Annotated in this window: 13 protein-coding genes; 6 read left to right on the top strand and 7 right to left on the bottom strand. The window is 66.8% G+C overall.

Translation table 11 applies throughout. The features are described from left to right. Window positions 1-156: 156 nt before the first annotated feature. Window positions 157-858 carry an anti-sigma factor family protein gene (locus AC50X9_RS00455; RefSeq protein ID WP_494888955.1) on the bottom strand — a complete coding sequence of 234 codons (702 nt, stop codon included), beginning with the start codon at window positions 856-858 and terminating at the stop codon, window positions 157-159. Next, entirely contained in the window at window positions 855-1355 is a 501-nt protein-coding gene (locus AC50X9_RS00450) for a sigma-70 family RNA polymerase sigma factor (protein ID WP_494888951.1), read from the bottom strand. The genes AC50X9_RS00455 and AC50X9_RS00450 overlap by 4 nt, the downstream gene beginning before the upstream one ends. A gap of 218 nt (window positions 1356-1573) precedes the next feature. On the opposite strand from AC50X9_RS00450, the gene AC50X9_RS00445 reads away from it, so the two are divergent. Continuing rightward, window positions 1574-2116: a COG4315 family predicted lipoprotein gene (locus AC50X9_RS00445; RefSeq protein ID WP_494888945.1), complete on the top strand. Its 543-nt coding sequence runs from the start codon at window positions 1574-1576 to the stop codon at window positions 2114-2116. A 65-nt stretch (window positions 2117-2181) separates the two neighbouring features. Here the strand turns inward: AC50X9_RS00445 and AC50X9_RS00440 are convergent, their stop codons facing one another. After that, window positions 2182-3066: a DMP19 family protein gene (locus AC50X9_RS00440; RefSeq protein WP_494888943.1), complete on the bottom strand. Its 885-nt coding sequence runs from the start codon at window positions 3064-3066 to the stop codon at window positions 2182-2184. A 225-nt stretch (window positions 3067-3291) separates the two neighbouring features. On the opposite strand from AC50X9_RS00440, the gene AC50X9_RS00435 reads away from it, so the two are divergent. Further along, entirely contained in the window at window positions 3292-6810 is a 3519-nt protein-coding gene (locus AC50X9_RS00435) for a DEAD/DEAH box helicase (RefSeq protein ID WP_494888941.1), read from the top strand. A 6-nt stretch (window positions 6811-6816) separates the two neighbouring features. Here AC50X9_RS00435 and AC50X9_RS00430 read toward each other — a convergent pair whose 3' ends face one another. Beyond that, the gene (locus tag AC50X9_RS00430; RefSeq protein ID WP_494888939.1) at window positions 6817-7281 is read right to left on the bottom strand and encodes a hypothetical protein; all 465 of its coding nucleotides are present in this window, start codon (window positions 7279-7281) and stop codon (window positions 6817-6819) included. 3 nt (window positions 7282-7284) lie between these two features. Then, window positions 7285-9198, bottom strand: a complete 1914-nt coding sequence (locus AC50X9_RS00425) for a primary-amine oxidase (RefSeq protein ID WP_494888937.1) — start codon at window positions 9196-9198, stop codon at window positions 7285-7287. A gap of 122 nt (window positions 9199-9320) precedes the next feature. Between AC50X9_RS00425 and AC50X9_RS00420 the strand changes: the two genes are divergently transcribed. Continuing rightward, a complete protein-coding gene (locus tag AC50X9_RS00420) occupies window positions 9321-9911 on the top strand; it encodes a TetR/AcrR family transcriptional regulator (RefSeq protein ID WP_494888935.1) in 591 nt (196 codons plus the stop codon). Window positions 9912-10035: 124 nt separating this feature from the next. Further along, on the top strand, window positions 10036-11007 hold the full coding sequence (locus AC50X9_RS00415; RefSeq protein ID WP_494888933.1) for an AraC-like ligand-binding domain-containing protein: 972 nt from the start codon (window positions 10036-10038) through the stop codon (window positions 11005-11007). A 507-nt stretch (window positions 11008-11514) separates the two neighbouring features. On the opposite strand, the gene AC50X9_RS00410 is transcribed toward AC50X9_RS00415, so the two are convergent. Next, on the bottom strand, window positions 11515-12984 hold the full coding sequence (locus AC50X9_RS00410) for an APC family permease (protein ID WP_494888931.1): 1470 nt from the start codon (window positions 12982-12984) through the stop codon (window positions 11515-11517). 335 nt (window positions 12985-13319) lie between these two features. On the opposite strand from AC50X9_RS00410, the gene AC50X9_RS00405 reads away from it, so the two are divergent. Then, on the top strand, window positions 13320-14729 hold the full coding sequence (locus AC50X9_RS00405) for an aldehyde dehydrogenase family protein (RefSeq protein ID WP_494888929.1): 1410 nt from the start codon (window positions 13320-13322) through the stop codon (window positions 14727-14729). 157 nt (window positions 14730-14886) lie between these two features. Then, window positions 14887-15744 carry a prephenate dehydratase gene (locus AC50X9_RS00400; RefSeq protein ID WP_494888927.1) on the top strand — a complete coding sequence of 286 codons (858 nt, stop codon included), beginning with the start codon at window positions 14887-14889 and terminating at the stop codon, window positions 15742-15744. 229 nt (window positions 15745-15973) lie between these two features. Here AC50X9_RS00400 and AC50X9_RS00395 read toward each other — a convergent pair whose 3' ends face one another. After that, a complete protein-coding gene (locus tag AC50X9_RS00395) occupies window positions 15974-17893 on the bottom strand; it encodes an FAD-binding monooxygenase (RefSeq protein WP_494888925.1) in 1920 nt (639 codons plus the stop codon). Between the last annotated feature and the right edge of the window lie 51 nt (window positions 17894-17944).

Here is a 17944-nt window from a genome sequence, read left to right as displayed (position 1 = left end):
ATCCCCAATCGCCGGCGCGGACGGTGGCCGCAGGTGCTGGGGAAGACGGCCGCTCCCCCACCATCAGTAGAGCAGCGGGGTCCGACATTCTGCGCGCGGGCCTCCGAAGTTACCCCCCGGGGGGCACCGCTTGATGCAGGGCTGGCGCCTCCCCGGTTACCCCCGGGGCACAGCGATGACCGCCATGGTCTGCTGCTGCCCGTTCCGCATCTCGACGCTGGAGATGTTGGTGAGCTGCAGGGGTGTGGCTCCGGTGATCCGGACCCTTCCGCTGGGCGTTGCGGTCCAGGCGCAGGCGCGGTCTTCGCCGCCATCGTTGTCCTTCACCCACAGCGAGAACGTGCCGTCCACCGGCAGGCTCCGGCCCTCGACGGCAAGCTCGGTGCCCCATGTTTTCTTGACCATGCCCACCGTGATCTGCAGGCCGCCGCTGGCCTGGACGGAATAGCTGGCGTCCGGTTTGGGCGGCTGGTTGACCAGCGGCGCGGCCAGGATTCCGAGCGTGAGGCACGCGGCGGCGACCGCAGCGAGCGCCGCCGTCCAGCGGCGTCGTGCTGTCCGGCGCCGCGCGGACAATTCGTCCAGCATCCGCCGCGGCACCGCGGCCGGAGCGGGGACTGACAGCGCCGGGACCGAGGGCGCCGGCTCCCTCCCGGCGGCGGCCGTGGGGGCGCCGAGGGCGACGGCGTCGGGCACCGGGAGCGCGTCCAGCAGCGCCGGGAGGCTGGCCAGTTCGTCCAGTTCCTGCCGGCAGTCCGCGCAACCGCCCAGATGCTGCTCAAAGGCGGCGGCCTCCTCCGGCGCCAGCCCGCCCAGCAGGTAGGCGCCGAGCAGCTGGTGCAGTTCCGTGCCGTTCACCGCTGCACCCCCATCTCATCAAGGATCGTCCGGAGGGCGCGCACGGCGTAGAACGCCCGGGACTTCACCGTTCCGCTCGGGATATTCAGACTGACCGATGCCTCCTTGACGGTGTAGCGGCGGTAGTGGAGGGCGACAAGAACCTCCCGGTGCTCCGCGCTGAGCCGCAGCAGCGCCTCTTCCATCAGTACCCGGTTGAGGAGTTCGTCGACGCGTTCCTCGCCGCCGGCCGGGTCCGCCAGATCCCGGTCCGCCGTTTCGCGGGGCCGGCGCTGGGCCTTGCGGTAGTTGTCGATCATGATGTTGCGGGCTGTCCTGAACAGGTAGCTGCGCAGGCTGCCGGTGATCTGGGGTGCCTGCTGCCAGACCCGCAGCACGGTCTCCTGCACGACGTCGTCCGCCAGCTGCGGATCCCGGCAGGCGCTGAGGACAAAACGCCTGAGCGCCGGCCCGTGGTCGCGGTAGATCGCCGCCACCACGTCTTCGTCCAGCGACATACCCGTCCTCCCTGGCTCGCGCAGTCCTGCGCAGTCCTGCGCGGTCCTGCGTGCGGTCCTGCGCTTTGACCCTATGACGTGCGGACCGCCGGAACGGTTCACGCGTGAGGATTCCGGGCGCCCGTGCGGGATCTGCTGTGAACCATTCTTCCGCCAGCGGCGTCATACCGGGTAGCGCCGGCCTGCCCAGTTGGCCGGTTCGAGTCAAGGAGCAGCAGATGAAAAGGCACCTCAGCATTGGCTTGTCCGCTTTCGCCCTCGCAGCCCTGCTCTCCGGCTGCGCTGGCACCAGCGGGACCGGCACCTCCACGCCGCCGGCAGCCGCGACGACGGCGCCCGGCAGTGCCCCGGCGACTTCGGCTCCGGCGTCGGCCCCGGCCGTCTCCACACCCGCCGTCGCCACGCCGGACCTCAAGGTCGCGGAGTCAACCGCGGGCACCATCGTGGTCGACGGCAAGGGGATGAGCGTCTACTTCTACACGAAGGACGTGAAGGACTCGGGGACCAGCGCCTGCACCGGCGGCTGCCTCGCGGCGTGGCCTCCGGTCCTCGCCGCCGCCGATACACCAACGGTCGACGGCGTCACCGGCACCGTGGGCACGATTGACACCCCCGATGGCACGAAGCAACTGACCGTCAACGGGATGCCCGTGTACTACTACGCCAAGGATCTGGCCGCCGGGGACATCCTGGGCCAGGGGGTCGGCAGCGTCTGGTACCTCGTGGCACCCTCAGGTGAGATGATCACCGCCGCCGGGTAGCAACAAGCACGGGCCTAGCTGCCGCCGCGGCCAGCTGCTACGGCGGCAGCGGCCTAACTTGAGACTTAGTCGTCTTCGAGCTCGAATTCGACGGCGGCCAGAATCTCCTTCGTGTCCGGGTGGATCATGACCGCTTCGCGTTCGTCGTCCAGCATGAGGAACTCGCCCTGGTCCGTGGTGAAATGCCACGCCAGGGTGGTCTGGCCGTCGTGGTCATAGTTGGGGTCCCCCATGGTGATCTTCAGGAGCGTGTGGCCGGCCACGTCGCAGAGCTCGCGGATGATCATCTCGAATTCCGGGCTGTCCAGGAGTTCATCTTCGGCGGCCTCGGCCTGGCGTTCGGCCAGGTTGGGGATCCGGGACACCCGCTCGGCCACATGGCGGTCGAGTTCCTCCTCGTCCAGGACCAGCAGGTCCGGCTGGCCCCGCAGCCAGGCGGCGTTGAGCGCGATGATGTCTTCGGTCTCCAGCAGGGTTTCGAACTCGCCGTCGAGCTCCTCCAGCTGACGGACAGCGTCCGGAACGCCCGCGTCGGCGCCGTCGTCCAGATCCGCGTCCCCGTCCAGGTAGGCGTCGGCTTCCTCCTCGGAAAGCAAATCGAAGGCAGCGGCGGTGCGGTTGAAGAGGTCCAGGTGCGCCGTGGCCCCCATCCCTTCGAGCCCGGCCCTGATGTAGGCGTCGATGTCCTCGCGGTCCGGCGCGGTGAAAACGTACTGGGCGAACCCTCCGCCCAGCGACTGCGTCACGTAGAAGTCAACGTAGTAGCTGCGCAGGGCGGTGGGCGCGATTTCGTCGACGTCGAGCAACTCCGCGTACATGGTGTTGACCACGTCCACGTTGGCGTCCACGACGTCCGCGTTGCTGCCGTTGATGCTCTCCCGCGGCAGGACCGGCGCGTAATTCGTGGCGGGAAGGGTGGCGGGTAGGGCGGTGGAAAGGCCGTTGCTCATGGAAAATCCTCACTGCTGAAGGCGGGTGGCACTCCGGACCCTTTCACGGTACGTGGCACCGCGGGGCCCGCGGCTGAGCCGGAGCTGAACGTCCGGCGAAGTTTGGGTGTCCCGGGCCGGCGCCTTCCGCAGCCCGGTTATCCACATGGGCAGGGCCGGGTAAGGGGAGTCCCGCCAGGCTCGATAAGATGGATCAGATGACCAACTGCTGAAAGTAGTGCGCACATGCCATCCCATCCGGACGAGAGTGCGGCACTGGCAATACAGACACCCGCGATCAACGACCGCTCCCTCGCGGCCGGACTTGCCTACGCCATGGGGAGCCGTGTTTCCGGGATTTCCTTCGACGCTGCCACCGGGCTCATGCTCGGCAAGGTGCGGGGCGGCTCCGATGTGCCGTATTCGACGACGGCGAAGCTGGTCCGCAAGGCGGGCGGCTGGAGCTGCACCGTGGGCGTCTGCAGCTGCCCGGTCCGGAAGGACTGCAAGCACGTGGCGGCACTGTTGTTCGCCGCCGAGGACAACCCCGCGATCCGGGTCCAGTTGCTGGCCCCCGCCGATTCCAGGCTGTCCCGGCAGGCGCCGGTGCTTGAGGTGGCTGACTGGGAACAGGCGCTCAGCCCGCTGATCGCCCGGCCGGGAATCACGCAGTCCACCAACGGCATCCCGCTGGCACTCCAGTTCGAGATCGAAGAACCCGCCCCGCATTTCTCCTACACCGGCCGCCGGGATCCGCTGCGCAGCGTCCGCCAGCTCAAGGCGCGTCCCGTGATCATGGGCGCCAAAGGCAAGTGGATCCGCGGCGATGTCTCCTGGAACACCCTGAGCTACCTGAGCTACCGGCGCGAATGCAACGAGGCCCACGTCGAGTGGATGCAGGAGTTCCTCGCCTCACACACCGCACAGGCCAACCGCCAGCATGCGGGGACCGGCCTGTGGCTGGGCCTGAACACCTATGCCGGCAAGAACTTGTGGAGCCTGCTGTCGCAGGCCCGGAAGGTCGGCGTCGCCCTGGTCCACAGCCGGGGCTCGGAGCCCGTGCGGCTCGTGGAGCAGCCGGCCGACGTCGGGCTCAACCTGACCCGGTTCGGCCACGCGCCGGTTCCGGCCGGGGACGACGCCGGCGCCGTTGCGCCGGCTGCCGGCGGCGCGAACGACGGCGGGCTGTCCCTTGCCCCCACCATCACGGTAGAGGGCGAAGTCGTCGATCCTGCGTCCGTCGGGACCATCGGGCGCCCCGCCCACGGGATCTTTCTGACCTCCGGGCCCGATGCCCTGCCCGGTGTCGCAGCGACGGACACCATCATCACGCTCGCCCCGCTGGAACCGGGGCTCAGCGAGGAGCTGCTGACCTTCGTCACGGCCGGAACCACGCTGCACATTCCGGCCCGGGACGAGAGCCGCTTCCTGACCGGCTTCTACCCCAAACTCAAGCAGAGCGCCCGGGTGACGGCCTCCGATGAGTCCGTGGAACTGCCCCAGCTGGCCGTTCCCACCCTGTCGCTGCTGGCGAACTATGGCGCGGACCACCGGGTCCGGCTGCACTGGGAATGGCACTACAAGTCCGGCACCCTCGTCACGGCCCAGCCGCTGTGGCGCCACCCCGGCGACCACGGCTACCGGGACGACCCCGCCGAGGCCCGGCTGCTCGAAGCCGTGGGGCAGCCCTGGGACGTGGTGGCGGCACTGGGCGAGTCCGCCACGGGCGGCTGGGGCACGCCGCGGCTGGCGGCATCGGCTGAACTCAGCGGCCTGGACACGCTGGCCTTCACCGAGGAGCTCCTCCCCGCCCTCCGTGAGATCCCCGGCGTCGCAGTCGATACCGCCGGCGACATTGCCGACTACCGGGAGGCCGAAGAGGCCCCGGTCGTGTCCATCTCCACCAAGGCCACCGAACAGCGGGACTGGTTCGACCTGGGCATCCAGATTTCCCTGGAGGGCCAGCCCGTGTCCTTTGCGGCCGTTTTCTCGGCTCTGGCGGCCGGCCAGACCAAGATGCTGCTCCCCAGCGGGGCCTACTTCTCCCTGGACCTGCCCGAACTGCACCAGCTCCGTGCCCTGATAGAAGAGGCCCGGGAACTGCAGGACAACAAGGACGCGCCGCTGCAGATCAGCCGTTTCCAGGCCGGGCTCTGGGACGAGCTGGCCCAGCTCGGCATCGTGGACCAGCAGGCCGCAGCCTGGCGCGAGGCGGTCGGCGGACTGCTGGAAGGCGGCGTGAAGGGCCTGCCGTTGCCGGCGACGCTCAACGCCGAGCTGCGCCCGTACCAGCTGGAGGGGTTCAACTGGCTCAGTTTCCTCTACCGCCACGGACTCGGCGGCGTGCTGGCCGATGACATGGGCCTGGGTAAGACCGTGCAGGCACTGGCGCTGATCTGCGCCGCGAAAATCGCCGCCGGCATGCCTGCTGCGGCGTCCGACGGCGACGCTGTTGCCGCGGACGCTGGCACGGAAACTGACGCTGCGGCTGCTCCCGGGGACGCCTCTGACGCTGCGCCCGGCGCTGCCCCGTTCCTCGTGGTCGCCCCCACGAGTGTCGTCGGAAACTGGGAGGCAGAGACTGCGCGGTTCGCCCCCGGACTCACGGTGCGCGCGATCAGCGAGACCTTCGCCAAAAGCGGCTCGGACCCGGTTTCGGCCATGGCGGGGGCGGACATCGTGATCACCTCCTACGCCCTGTTCCGGATCGACTACGAGGCCTACGCCTCCAAGGAATGGGCCGGCCTGGTCCTGGACGAGGCCCAGTTCGTCAAGAACCACCAGTCCAAGGCCTACCAGTGCGCCCGGAAACTCCCGGCAGTGTTCAAACTGGCCATCACCGGCACCCCGCTGGAGAACAACCTGATGGAGTTCTGGGCCCTTACCTCGATCGTGGCGCCGGGTCTCTTCTCCAGCCCGAAGCGGTTCGCCGAGTACTACCAGAAGCCGGTCGAAAAGAACGGCGACAAGGCCCAGCTGGACAAGCTCCGGCGCCGGGTCCGTCCGCTGATGATGCGGCGCACCAAGGAGCAGGTCATCCACGACCTGCCGCCCAAGCAGGAGCAGATCCTCGAGGTCGTGCTGAACCCGCGGCACCAGAAGGTCTACCAGACGCACCTGCAGCGTGAACGCCAGAAGATCCTGGGCCTGATCGACGACGTCAACAAGAACCGCTTCACCATTTTCCAGTCCCTCACGCTGCTGCGGCAGCTCAGCCTGGACCCGTCGCTGATCGATCCGTCGCTCTCCGGGGTGCGGTCCAGCAAGCTCGATGTACTCTTCGAGCAGCTGGAGGACCTCGTGGCGGAAGGGCACCGCGCCCTCATTTTCAGCCAGTTCACCGGCTTCCTGGGCAAGGTCCGGGAGCGGCTCGTCGAGGAGAACATCGAGTTCTGCTACCTCGACGGCAGCACGCGCAACCGCACCGACGTCGTCAATGAGTTCAAGAACGGCGCCGCCCCGGTGTTCCTGATCAGCCTCAAGGCCGGCGGCTTCGGCCTGAACCTGACCGAGGCGGACTACGTGTTCCTGCTGGACCCGTGGTGGAACCCCGCCTCGGAGGCGCAGGCCGTGGACCGCACGCACCGGATCGGGCAGGCCCGCAACGTCATGGTCTACCGGCTCGTCGCCAAGGACACCATCGAGGAAAAGGTCATGGCGCTCAAGGCCCGGAAGTCCCAGCTGTTCGCCGACGTCATGGAGGGCGACGCACTATCCGGCGGAGCGCTCACCGCGGAGGACCTGGCCGGGCTGTTTAACGACTGACGGGATTCATACGCTGGCGCGGGCCCGGAGCCGGGCCAGTAGCGTCGCGGCCAGCAGCGCCGTCGTCATTTCCAGTGCCATGACCCCAAGGAGTGCCCCGGTGCCCGACGCCGCCGCTCCGGTTGCGGCAGGAGCGGCGGCAGCGGCGGCAGCATGGTGGATGGGCGCCGGTCCTCCGGCCCCGGAACCGACGCCGAGGAGCAGGACCGCGTGCACCCCTGTCATCACCAGTGCCGAGGCCATGACCTGCCGAAGGGCGCCCACCCGTCCCCGACGCCAAATGTGCAGTGCACAAGGCAAGCACACCGCCACCATGCCGAGCATGAGCAGGTTCAGCCACGTCCCGTGCTGGTTCCCGGCGACAAGCCACAAGTGCGCGAAGCACGACACCGCTGTCACAACTGCGCAGATCCGGGGATGAAGGACAATGCCGGCCCAGCCGCCCACACACCCTGTCGCGGTCACGGACATGTTCTAGCTGTGGCAGTGGCCGCCGGCCGGCTGTGCACTCGCGGGCACATCCAGCACGGGGCTGCGGTCAAAGAAACCCTCCGGCCGCAACTTGAAGCCTGCCGTATCCACGGGCATGATGGGCCAGTCCTCCGGACGCGGGAAATGCGTGAGGCCGAACGTGTGCCAAAGCACGATGTCCTGGCCGTCCAGGTCCCGGTCCTGGGCAACATAAGCCGGCAGCCCCGCCCCGCCCGAATGCTGGTTCACGAAGTCGCCCGTCGGGTAGCGCTCCTCCTCGGCGTGCCGGGTGACCCACAGGTCCTTCGTGGCGAAAGCGGCGCGCCGGGCGATCGAGGACTCCGGGTCCGCCAGCAGGGTGGGTTGCCCTTCGGCATGGAGCTTGTATGCCACGGGTTCGCCGAGGCGGTTCCGTGACTGCGGGTTGGAGATGACCCAGGTCCGGCCGTTGCGGGCGTCGGCCTCGCGCGCCCCCTCGGATTCGCGGGCGATAAGCGTGCGCTTCCGGGAAAAAGCGTTGCCGCGTTCGTTGCCTTCGCCCATCGCTTGCCGGACGACATCCTCTTCCTCGACCCGGTTGGTGAGGCCGTCGATTGCCATGTCGAGGCGCGCGCTGAAAAGGTGCTGGTGGAACGGGGCGCCCAGACCCGGCGCGAGCTGGGAGATATTGGCCGACCCGCCCTCCGGGAAGGCGGACGTAAAGACAACGCCGGTTGCCTTGGCCTCGAACTCGATGGTTCCGTCGAGGTAGAGGTACCAGTAGAAGCCGTAGTCATAGTTTCCGATGGTGGTGAAGAACGAGATCACCAGGCGGCGGTTGCGGCGGGTATAACTGATGCCGGTCCAGAGATCGCTGTGCTTGGCCAAGATCCCCCAGTCCTCCTCGTGCATGCAGATGCCGTTGCGGATCTCGCGGGGGTTGCCGAAGGCGTCGCTGATGACAGGGCTGAGGTAGGTGATTTCGCCGAGGCAGTCGCACCCCAGTTCAAGGGAGTTGGCGTACTGGCCCACGAGGTATTCACCGGTGTCGAAGTAGTTCTGCCAGGACCGGATCGGCGATGGATCCCCGTACGGCACCACCATTTCGGCGATCGACGCCCGGTTGATGACGGGCCGCAGACGGTCGCCGTCCTGGAACGCAAGGTTGTGCAGCACCACGCCTTCGCGCACATCGAATCCGACGTCGACACTCCACTTTTCCCACTCGACGTGGTTGCCGCCGGTGACTGTGAAGCTAGGCCCGTCAGGCTGGGTGATGTTGATGGGTTTCTGCGTGGTGCGCAGCGGTCCGGTCAGCTCCGGATCGGTGTAGTTCCCGTGCTCTGCGGGAATCGGGACGGCGGCGGTGTCCAGGACCTGCGTGACCTCCTTGCTGACGACGTCAACGTACGCCACGAGACCGTCCACGGGGTGCGCCCAGGCGCTGTCCTTGGGGAAATCCTGAACGAAGGCCAGGCCACGCAGTATCCGGCGCCCCTTTTCCTCCGGGTACTCGAACACACCGGCGGACAGCGGGGCAACACGGACCTTGCTGACGTCCAGTCCGCGGCTGGCCAGCGCCGTTAGCCACCGCTCATCCGTGGCCAGAAGCTCCTCGACCATCTCGAACTCCTCCTCTAGGACAGGAAGCTCGCCGGCCACTGCGGTGTCCAGCTCGACGACGGAGATTACAACGCCGCTGGAAACGGAGACGGTCACGTCGGACGGGCGCCCTCCCGAGACATCGTGGACGAACACCCGGAACCGGCGGTCCTCGATTTCCGCCGCCGCGTTCCTCGGGCGCTCCACGAGGCCCAAGTAGGCGATGCGTTTAGTCTCGCCCAGCAGGCCCGCCGTGCGCAGGATGCCTTGGACCTCCGTAATTTCGGTGCCCGCGGCCAGGCGGTAGGGAGTGCTGGTGTCAGTTTGTACGGTCATTACGGCGGCCTTCGCTCGGGGACCCTGGCGGGCCAGAACTTTATTTTCTATAGTTGTAGAGAATACGGAAATGTAAGCTGTGCCACAAGAGTCCGACGTGAAATATTTTGGGGAGCTGTCCGGTGCCAAAGATTGTCGACCACGACCAGCGGCGGCTTGAACTCGTCGACGCTACGTGGCGGATCATCGCCCGGCTCGGCATCGAAAGTGCCACCATGCGTGAGATCGCGCTCGAGGCCGGCTTTGCGAACGGGGCCCTCAAGCCGTATTTCCCCTCGAAGGATGACCTGCTGACCTTCGCATTCGGGCACGTCTTCAACCGCACCAACGATCGCATCGCCGGGGTCACCGCCGGACTGGCAGGACTTGCGGCCCTGAGGGCATTTTGCGTCGAGGTGCTGCCCCTGGACGAGGAGCGGATCAACGAGGCCCGGATTGTCATTCCGTTCTGGCAAAAGGCCATCAACGATCCGGAAAAGGCCCGCATCCATAAGGACTCGATGCAGCAGTGGCTTGCGGCGATGCGCCAGTACCTTGCCGAGGCGCGGCAGGCCGGCGCCATCACCACCGACGTCGACGACGCCACCCTCGCCGGACAGTTGCTCAACCTCCTCCTCGGCGCGCAGATCGCCGCGGCACTCGCCCCGGAGGGCCAGGTGGAACTCGGGCTCAACGAGCAACTGGAAGGATTTTTGACCTTGCTGGGCTGCTAGGCCGTGCGCAATTCTTTATTCGCCGGTTGTCGAAAAAAGATGACATTGGCGGGCTGCGGCGCTACCCTGAAAGGACTGTGTCCCATAACACATCCCTGAAATACGACGGCGTCAGGATTTTTCTATGACCGTGGTTGCAACTCGCCCATCGCTCACTCCCGCCGGACAGAACGTCCAGACCAGCACGGCTGAATCCTTCGACCACTGGCGGCACCTCGTCGCGGAGTCGTTTGTTCCTCTGGCCGCCTCGAGCAGGGATGCGGACAACTTCCGCGGCCGCATGCGGGCCCGCAGGCTGGACCGTGTGGCCGTGGTCGAGGTCTCCTCCACGAGCCATGAGGTGCACCGCACGCCGGCGCTGATTGCGCAGTCCAACCAGCGCTATTTCAAGCTCAATCTCCAGCTGGAGGGCACCGGGCTGCTCATCCAGGACAACCGCGAAGCTGTCCTGCATCCGGGCGACCTCTCCATCTACGACACCAGCCGCCCCTACACGCTGGCCTTCGAGGGGGACGCGCGGCTCATGGTGGTGATGTTTCCCTGGGACGCGCTGTCCTTGCCGCCGGACTGCATCGCGCAGCTGTCGGCCGTGCGCATGGCCGCCGACGGCGGCCTCGCCTCGATCGTCGGGCCGTTCATCGCCCATCTCGCGGAGAACCTGGATGTCCTGAGCGGCCCCAGCGGGTCCCGCCTCGCTACGAATGCCCTCGATCTCGTGTCCACGATGCTGCATTCGGAATTGGACATGTCCCCGGACCACATGAAGCCCCAGGCCCTCCTGGCGGCCTCCGTCCGCGAGTACATCGACGCCCGCTTGGCAGATCCGCTCCTCTCGCCAGCTTCCATCGCGGCAGCCCATTTCATCTCCACCCGCCACCTGCACAACGTGTTCCATGAATCCGGAACCACCGTGGCGAGCTGGATCCGAACCCAGCGGCTGGAAGGAGCGCGCCGCGAACTGCGAGATCCGCTCCGGGCCGGCATGCCGGTAGGGGCCGTGGCCGCCCGCTGGGGCTTCGTGGATGCGGCCCATTTCAGCCGCTCTTTCCGTGATGCCTTCGGCGAATCCCCCAGTGACTGGCGGCGCGGCGCCTAGCTGCACGCTGGCCATGACGTCGGGACGCTTTGGTCGTGCGAAAAGGGAGAACCTTCGGGCGGGAGCCATCCAGCTCCGCACCGGCCACTGAAGTTTCCTTGCCCCACACAACGCCTGTCTGACTGTTCACGGCAGGGCATTCCGCATCACCCGTGATCGAGGACCACCGTCCGACCGCCACGCCGCGACGGAGCGCGCTCTGGTCACTGAGTCGACCTACAGGCCTTCACCACCGATGGCCAACGAACCGCGGCGCTCGATCAGTCGAAGGCCACCAACCTCATGATTCAGCACTGAGCCGCGGCCGAGTGGGGTCACTTTGGGGCTGCGAAAGCCACCAACCCGGCCCCTCGCCCGGCGTGTCAGTGTCAAAGTGGCCCTGCTGCGCCGCGCTTGGCGGCAAGCGCCGGGAATCCGCAACATCCGCCGTCAGCACGGCCAGCAGCGACGCAAAGGAGGCGGTGCCGGATCAGCCCGGCACCGCCCCTCAGCGACTACGGCCGGTCGCTAGGCCGGGACTGCCTCCCTCGCGGCCCTGCGCTCCACGCCGACTTCGACCAGCACGCCAGCCGCAAACACTACGGGCACAGCGATCAGCAGGCCCACGGCCGTTTCGGCACTGCCGCCAATCAGTGCCGTGAAGTTGCTGACAACAAGGGACAGAACCCAGCCAAGAAGCAGGGTGGCGAGTATCGGCGCCACTTTGGTTTGCCAGACCTGGCCGGCTACGTTTTCGCGCCGGAAATACGCGACGACGGCAAGGGAGCAAAGGATATACAAGACGAGGAGTGCCGCCACGGCCAGCCCGCTGAACCAGGAAAAGAGGGTCAGGACAGGGTCCAGGGACAGCAGGGCGAACGGTGCCACGAGCAGGAACGCGATCACGGTCTGGATCCGCCCGGCGACGGCGGGAGCCCGGTGCCGGTTGGTGCGAGCCACGGCGCCTGGCATCGACCCGCGAAGGGCCAGTGAATGGAGGTAGCGGTTGATGCCGTTGTGGAAGGCGATGATGCCGGCCAGCAGAGACGTCACGAGCAGGATGCCCGTGACGATTCCGGCCCAGGGCCCGAACAGCTCCACCATCGGCGTAAGTACGAAGGAGGTGGAATCGCCTGATTCGAGGGCCGCCCCCGCGGCATCGATGACATGCGAGGGGCCGTAGTAGCTGACCAGCATCCACGAAATGAAGGAGAAGAACACCGAGATGACCCCCACCGAAAGGTACGTCGCACGGGCCACCGTGCGGTGGGCATCCTTGGCTTCGGCGGAGTAGATTGCCGTTGATTCGAAGCCAAACATGGAGGCGACAGCGAACATGATGGCCACGCCCGGGGCTCCGGTGGCGATCGCCTCCGGAGAGAAGGAGGCCGCCAGGCTGATTCCTTCCGGGCCGCCGCCCCGCAACAGCACGGTGATGCCGAACAGGATCAGGATGGCGACCTCCAGGCCCACGAGCAACGCCAGGACCCGGGCCCCCAGTTCGATATTGAGAGATCCCAGCACCTGCACGCCCGCCATGGTGACGACGGCCAGCAGCCACCAGGGAACCACGATGCCGGCGGATCCGAGAAGCCCCGAGAACGCCGCGCCGTACAGCCCGTACATCGCCGCCTGGACCGTGCTGTACGCAAGGAGCGCTAGCCACGCGGCTCCCGCTCCGGTCTTGCGCCCAAAAGCGGCCGTCACATAGGCGTAGAAGGCGCCGTTCGCCTGGATCTTGCGGCTCATCGCAACGAACCCGACGGCGAAGATCACGATGACTATACCCACCACCAGATACGCCCCGGGCGCTCCGGGACCGTTGCCGAGGGCTGCGGCCAGCGGTGAGGCCCCGACGATTCCGGTAAGCGGCGCTTGGGCGGACAAAACAAAGAAGAGAATGCCCATGACGCCGACGCTGCCGGCGCGCAGCGCTGTGGAGTGCTCCTCGCGGGGACTGGCTTCCGCGGTCCGGGGCTCGGATTTTGAAATACTCATCGGATCCTTCTTACGGTCAGGAGTCGGGGAAATTGCGGTCTGGGGTACGGAGGTTCCTGCACCGCGCAATCCAGCTTCGCAGGTGACGCCCGTCACCCTTTTGTCGATCAGCGATCGGTTGTTGTTCCTCAGCGCAACGGCAATTAAGGCCGCTCGATCCTTCGCAGTGTGTCAAATGCCGTTCGCGCAAAGACAAGACTGCACGCCCGCACCGGAGGACAGTCGGACATGACGGTACGGCCGCTCTGTAAGCAGCCAGTGCCACACCGCCCCGCGCCTAAACACCCGAGCGCTTCAATAACCCCGCGCATCAATTACTCGAAGTGGAGTACCCCATGGAAACGTACGACGCCCTCCTTGCCTCGATCACCCCGGATGCCAGCGAAACCCGGACGATCCTTGACCCCGCCACCGGCGCCATCGTCGGCAACGCGCCAGTGCACACCCTGGAGGACCTGGATCGCGCAGTTGCCGCGGCCGCTGCTGCCCAACCCGCGTGGGCGGCACTCGGCCACGACGCGCGGAGCGCCGTACTGCTAAGGGCGGCTGACGCCGTCGAACGCTCGGCCGAGGAGCTCGCCCGCCTGCTCTCCCGCGAGCAGGGCAAACCTCTGAACGGCCCCAATGCGCGGTTCGAGGTCGGTGCTTGCGCCGCCTGGCTCCGCACCGCCGCAAGCACCCCGCTAGACCCGGAAACCGTAGTGGACGACGGCGAAACCCGCGCCGAACTGCACTACCGGCCCATCGGCGTCGTCGGGGCGATCGGGCCCTGGAACTGGCCCATGATGATCACGACTTGGCAGATCGCACCGGCCCTCCGAATGGGCAATGCCGTGGTGGTCAAGCCCTCGGAACACACCCCGCTCAGCGTCCTCGCCCTGGCGAAGGTCCTCAACGAGGAGCTTCCCGAAGGCCTGCTCACGGTCGTCGCCGGCGGCCGCGACGTCGGCGTCCGACTGGCCGAACACCCCGCGATCGGCAAGGTGATGTTCACCGGTTCCACCGCCACAGGTAAGGCGATTATCAGGTCGTCCGCCGACACCGTCAAACGGCTCACCCTGGAGCTCGGCGGCAACGACGCCGGCATCGTCCTGCCCGACGCCGACCCCAAGGCGATCGCCGAGGGGCTCTTTTGGGGCGCCTTCATCAACACCGGCCAGACCTGCGCCGCCCTCAAGCGCTTGTATGTCCACAGCGACATCTACGATGAAGTCTGTGAGGAACTCACCGCCGTCGCCGCCGCGATGCCCATGGGCGTAGGACTGGATGAGGCCAATGTGCTCGGCCCGCTCCAGAACAAGCAGCAGTTCGACATCGTGGCCCGGCTGGTTGAGGCCGCCCGCGATTCCGGGGCCAAGGTACTTCTCGGCGGAAACCCAGACACGGACCAGCCCGGCTACTTCTACCCCGCCACCCTGGTGGCCGACATCGAAAACGACAATCCCCTGGTGGCCGAGGAACAGTTCGGTCCCGCACTGCCCATCATCCGCTACAACACCGTGGACGAAGCAGTGACGATGGCCAACGCCCTGGACGTGGGACTCGGCGCCTCAGTCTGGTCCGCCGATTCGGCTGCGGCCCGCAAAGTCGCCGCCCGCATCCAGGCCGGCACGGTCTGGATCAACAAGCACGGCGCCGTTGACCCGAGGGTCCCTTTCGGCGGCGCCAAGCAGTCCGGCTACGGCCTTGAGTTCGGCGTCGAAGGACTCAAGGCTCTGGGCGTGCCGCAGGTCATCAACGGCTGACGGGCCAGGGGTAACCTGCGACGACGGAGGCCGGGGGTGCCCCGGCCTCCGTCGTCGCAGCATCTGACTGGCGCTGACCGTCGCGAAACCCCCGACTTGTGACGCTGAACGCGAGCCGTTTGGTTACCTAGGCTCCCGGCATGAAAACATACCGACCATGGTCCAGAAAATTGCGTACCAGGGTGAGCCCGGCGCCAATTCCAATATTGCCTGCGCACAGATGTTTCCCGAGCTGGAAAGCGTCCCGTGCGCCAGCTTCGAGGATGCCTTAGAGCTGGTTTCCGGCGGCGAAGCTGCGCTGGCCATGATCCCCATTGAGAACTCGATCGCCGGCCGCGTGGCTGACATCCACATCCTGCTGCCACTATCCCGTCTGCAGATAGTGGGCGAGTACTTTCTTCCGATCCATTTCGACCTGTTGGGCATCCCGGGCAGCACCATCGAGGGTGCCACTGAGGTCCACAGCCACATCCACGCCCTGGGCCAGTGCCGCAAGTTGATCCGCAATGCCGGCCTGAAGCCTGTTATTGCCGGGGATACCGCCGGTTCTGCCCGTGAAGTGCGGGAGTGGAACGATCCGGCCAAGCTGTCCCTCGCTCCCCCGCTCGCGGCCCGGATCTACGGCTTGGAGGTGCTGGCCTCGCGGGTGGAGGATGACCCGTCAAACACCACCCGGTTCGTGGTCCTGGCACCGGAAAAGGAACTGCTGTCCCGGGAAGCATTGCCGGAAGCGGCTGTGACAAGCCTGCTATTCCGAGTCCGGAACGTGCCCTCCGCACTCTTCAAGGCGCTTGGCGGGTTTGCCACGAACGGCGTGAACATGACAAGGCTGGAAAGCTACATGGTGGGCAACGAGTTTGCTGCCACCATGTTCATGGCCGACGTCGAAGGCCATCCCGAGGACCTGCCCGTGCGACTGGCCCTTGAGGAGCTGGACTTCTTCACCACCGAAGTGCGCATTTTGGGCGTCTATGCCGCCGCCGGTTACCGGAGCGGGCAGGCCGCCACGAGCTGAGGGCCTCGCCGCGCACAAAAAGTGCGGCTTGCCGGCGTCGAACACTTCCTTCGACGCAGCGTACAAGCAGTAATTTCGCTGCGGATCCGGGCTGGTGACGCGCAAAAGGTAAAGCGCTGCGGGTATACCCGTAGCGCTTTACCTTTGCCGTGTCATGGGACGTCTTCCGCAGCGGAATCGGGCTGAGCCACGAAATTACACGAGCGTGGGCGGGTGCCTGTCCCGGCGCTTAGCCCGCGTGATCCTGGAACTCGGGGGCCCGGCGGCCTCCCTGCAGGAGCGGCGCGAAGAACGCGCCGAGTTCTGCCGTCGCCGACAGGGGCAGGACGTTCGCCACGTACTGGTCCGGGCGTACCACCACGACAACACCGCCGCGGTCGAGGCCGCGCAGCTCGAAGATGTCCGAACTTGGATCGGTGGCGTAGACCTTCTCGTAGTCCGTGAGCTGGAAGGGCCCCACCAGCGGTTTGAACGCCGGGGGAACAGCGCCGATGTCGACGCCCGTGTGGTCCTGCTGGTAGATCACTTTCACGTCGAACCACGCGTCACGGTCAGCCCCCTTGGGGGTTGCAGCGATTGGCGAGTCCGTCGCGTTCGCAATCCACTCGGCGAAGTCCGCGGTGGGTGACTGGGCACCGGCCGCTGCGGCGTCGGCGAAAACGTAGATGCGCCACCGCCCGTCCGCCGTTGCATGGTGGCCCAGGTGCATCGGGTTGGTGTCGCAGACACGCGCAACCTGCGCAGACTTGAAGCGCTTGCCGATGGGAAAACCGGTGGCCAGGTCCTGATGGGCGGCCTCGGCGGTGAGCATGGACGGCGTGTACTCCGTCATGAACCCGGCCGGGAACTCGGCGGTGCGCACGTAGAAGTCCTCGAGCTCCGAGGGGCTGTCGAACTCCTCGGGCTTCTTTGCCATCATCGTCGACCACTCCTTGTCGAAGTCGATGAGGTTCTTCGCGATGACCTGGCGCTCGGCCGAGTAGGTGGACAGCAGGCTCTCCGGGCTGCGGCCCTCAAGCACGTGCCCGAGCTTCCAGCCCAGGTTGAAGCCGTCCTGCATGGAGACGTTCATGCCCTGGCCGGCCTTGGCGCTGTGCGTGTGGCATGCGTCGCCGGTGATGAACACATGCGGCGTGCGCGTGCCGATCTGGTCCGGCAGGACGTCGTCGAACCGGTCAGTGAGACGGTGGGCGACCTCGTACACGCTGTGCCAGGCAACATTGCGCACGTCTAGGGTATAGGGGTGGAGGATCTCGTTGGCGTGGGCGATGATCTGTTCGATGCTGGTGCTGCGCACCGCGCCCTTGTCATCCGGGCCGACCTCGCCCAGATCAACGTACATCCGGAAGAGGAAACCGCCTTCGCGCGGGATCAGCAGGATGCTTCCGCCCGTTCCCGACTGGATGGCGCACTTGGTGCGGATGTCCGGGAAGTCCGTGACCGCAAGGACGTCCATCACTCCCCAGGCGTGGTTCGCCTGGTCGCCCGCGAGGGTGCAGCCGATCGAATCCCGCACTTTGCTCTTGGCGCCATCCGCGCCGACGACGTACTTCGCCCGGACAATGCGCTCCCGGCCCTCGTCAGGACCGGCCGTGTGGACGAGGGTGACGGTGACGGGGTACTCCCCCTCGTCGGCGATCTCCAGGCTCCGGAACTCCAGCCCGTAGTCCGGCGACATCCGGGTGGGCGAGTTCGCCATGAACTCAGCGAAGTAGTCCAGCACGCGGGCCTGGTTGACGATGAGGTGCGGGAACTCGCTGATCCCTGTCGTGTCGTCCACGGCGCGGGCGCCACGGACGATCCGGGACGGGTCGGCCGGTTCCGGCTTCCAGAACGCCATCTCGGTGATGCGGTACGCCTCGGCGATGATCCGCTCGGCAAAGCCGAAAGCCTGGAAGGTCTCGACACTGCGGGCCTGGATTCCGTCGGCCTGGCCGATGGGGAGCCGCCCGCCGCGGCGCTCCACAATCCGCGTGGTGATGCCCGGGAACTGCGACAGCTGCGCGGCAGTGACAACGCCCGCCGGCCCGGTGCCCACAATGAGCACGTCGACCTCGTCGGGAAGCTGGGTGGGCCGGTCGATGCCGACGCCGGCGGCTGGCTGGACTCGCGGGTCACCGGATACGTAACCGTGGTGGTGGAACTGCACGGGCTTTCCTCACTTCGCTGTGTGGCACTTCGTGGTGTGGCGGACTGGCGC

The sequence above is a fragment of the Pseudarthrobacter sp. HLT1-3 genome, from assembly GCF_059383535.1.
The sequence above is the reverse complement of the archived record's forward strand: the minus strand, read 5'-3'. Positions and strand labels throughout refer to the sequence as shown.